At 71.6% G+C, this 2,570-nt stretch carries 2 protein-coding genes; both read left to right on the top strand.

The window, feature by feature from the left end:
- Window positions 1-66 precede the first annotated feature (66 nt).
- On the top strand, window positions 67-1,473 hold the full coding sequence (gene allB, locus G6026_RS14330) for an allantoinase AllB (protein ID WP_182613572.1): 1,407 nt from the start codon (window positions 67-69) through the stop codon (window positions 1,471-1,473).
- A gap of 8 nt (window positions 1,474-1,481) precedes the next feature.
- Window positions 1,482-2,528, top strand: a complete 1,047-nt coding sequence (gene alc / locus G6026_RS14325) for an allantoicase (RefSeq protein ID WP_182613571.1) — start codon at window positions 1,482-1,484, stop codon at window positions 2,526-2,528.
- Window positions 2,529-2,570 lie beyond the last annotated feature (42 nt).

The following is a 2,570-nucleotide window of genomic DNA, read 5'->3' as shown; positions in this document are numbered from 1 at the left end:
CCGGCTGCGGCGACCCGGGTCCGGGCGGGCGGATCTCGCCGCCCACCGCCCCGCGGAGTCCACGACATGAGCACGCACGGTGCCCCCGAGACCGTCCTGCGCGCACACCGCGCGGTGATCGGCTCCGAGATCGTGCCGGCAGCCGTCACGGTCTCGGACGGGATCATCCTGGCCGTCGAGACCGGCCCCGCGGCCCCGACCTCCCCGACCCCGGCCGGTACGCACGTCGTGGACCTGGGTGACGACGTGGTGCTGCTCCCCGGCCTCGTCGACACCCACGTCCACATCAACGAACCCGGCCGCACGGACTGGGAGGGCTTCGCCAGCGCCACCCGGGCCGCGGCGTGTGGCGGAGTGACCACCCTGATCGACATGCCGCTCAACTCGAACCCCGTCACCACCACGCCCGGCGCGCTGGACGCGAAACTGGCCAGTGCGAGCGGCACACTCCGGGTGGACACCGGGTTCTGGGGCGGAGCCGTGCCCGAGAACCTGGGCCGTCTACGCGAACTCTGGGACCGCGGGGTGTTCGGGTTCAAGTGCTTCCTGCTCGACTCCGGGATCGACGAGTTCCCGCCACTGGACGCCGCGCAGATGGTGGCGGCCATGGAGGAGATCGCCGGGTTCGACGGGCTGCTGATCGTCCACGCCGAGGACGCCGGCACCATCGACGCGCAGCCGCCGGCGTCCGGGCCCGCGTACGCGGGATTCGTCGAGTCCAGACCGGTCGCCGCAGAGGTCCGTGCGGTGGCGCAGGTGATCGACGGCGTCCGCCGCACCGGATGCCGGACCCACATCCTCCACCTCTCGGCCGCCGACGCCCTCCCGCTGATCCGTTCGTCCAAGGCGGAGGGGTTGCCCCTCACGGTGGAGACGTGCCCGCACTATCTGTCGCTGTTCTCCGAGGAGATCCAGCCCGGCGCCACCCACTACAAGTGTTGCCCGCCGATCCGTGAGGCCGGTAACCGCGAGCGGCTCTGGGAGGGGCTGCGGGACGGGACCATCGATCTGGTGGTCTCCGACCATTCGCCGTGCGTTCCCGAACTCAAGCGCTTCGACACCGGTGACTTCGGCCAGGCCTGGGGCGGGATCGCCTCGGTGCAACTGGGCCTGCCGATCATCTGGTCCGAGGCGCGACTGCGCGGGCTGGGGTTGCCCGATGTCGTCCGGTGGATGTCGTCCGGCCCCGCCGAGTTCGCCGGGCTTCGAGATCGCGGGTCGATCCGCCCGGGCGCCCGCGCCGACCTGGTGGTCCTGGCCCCCGACGAGGCGTTCGTGGTCCTGCCCGAGCGGTTGCAGCACAAGAACCCCGTCACCGCGTACGCCCAGCGGGCACTCGGCGGAGTCGTGCGCGAGGTCTACCTCGCCGGCCGCCGCGTGGACCTCGACGGCCCCGCCTCCGGTACCGCGGTCTTCCGCCCGACACCACCCGAGCCAGCTGTGCCACCTTCACGAACGGAACTGACCGGATGACACCACCGATGCCTGAGCCCGATTACCTCGCCCTGCCCGACCTCGCCTCCCGCGAGCTGGCCGGCAGTGTCGTCTACGCCGACGATGAGTTCTTCGCCGAGAAGGAGAACCTGATCCTCGCCTCCGATCCGGTGTTCGATCCGGCCCTGTTCGGACACAAGGGCAAGGTCTACGACGGCTGGGAGACCCGCCGGCGGCGCTCGCCCGGGCAGGACGCGGCGATAGTCCGTCTCGGGGTGCCGGGCGTGGTGCGCGGGGTCGTGGTGGACACCGCCTTCTTCCGCGGCAACTACCCCCCGCAGGTCGCCGTGGACGGCGCGTGGATCGACGGTTACCCGGGGGTCGACGACCTCGCGGGTGCCCGCTGGCGGCAGCTGGTACCCGAGGCGGAGGCGGCGGGGGACACGCGCAATCACTTCGCGGTGCCCGACGCCGCGCCGGTGACCCATGTGCGGCTGCGGATGATCCCCGACGGTGGTGTCGCGAGACTGCGGGTTCACGGCGACCCCACCCCTGACCCCACGTTCCTGCGGGGAACCGTCGACCTCGCGGCCGCCGAGAACGGCGGCCGGGTGGTCGACTGCTCGGACCTGTTCTACTCGTCGCCGGCCAACATCATCGCCCCCGGGCGTTCCCGCGTCATGGGCGAGGGCTGGGAAAACTCCCGGCGACGAGGGGGAGGAAACGACCACGTGACCGTGGCACTCGCGGGCGAGGGATCGGTCGACCACGTGGAGATCGACACCTCCTACTACATCGGTAACGCGCCGGGGTCGGCGTCGCTTCGTGGGATCGCCAGCGCAGAGGACCTGGACCACCCCGACCGGTGGGTGGACCTCGTTCCCCGTACGCCTCTGCAACCCGACTGCCGGCACCGCTTTCTGGTGGGCCGGCCGGGCCATCCGGTGGGTCCGGTGCACTTCGTCCGGCTCGACGTGTTCCCCGACGGCGGTATCGCCCGACTGCGCGTTCACGGCACGTTGAGCCCCGAGGCCCTCGACCAGCTGGCCGAGCGGGTCGCCCTGGCACGGCACACCGGGCTCACGCGCCCGTAACACACCCGAAAAACCGCGCTGCCAGACTCGGGTCCGACACCA

Origin of the sequence: Dietzia sp. DQ11-38-2, assembly GCF_014145055.1 — a bacterium.
Taxonomy (GTDB): domain Bacteria; phylum Actinomycetota; class Actinomycetes; order Mycobacteriales; family Mycobacteriaceae; genus Dietzia.
This window is presented reverse-complemented; position numbering and strand designations above follow the sequence as displayed.

Excerpts from the sequence above, each read along its gene's own strand:
- allB (WP_182613572.1), top strand. The coding sequence starts at position 67 with ATGAGCACGCACGGTGCCCCCGAGACCGTCCTGCGCGCACACCGCGCG.
- alc (WP_182613571.1), top strand. The coding sequence starts at position 1,482 with ATGCCTGAGCCCGATTACCTCGCCCTGCCCGACCTCGCCTCCCGCGAG.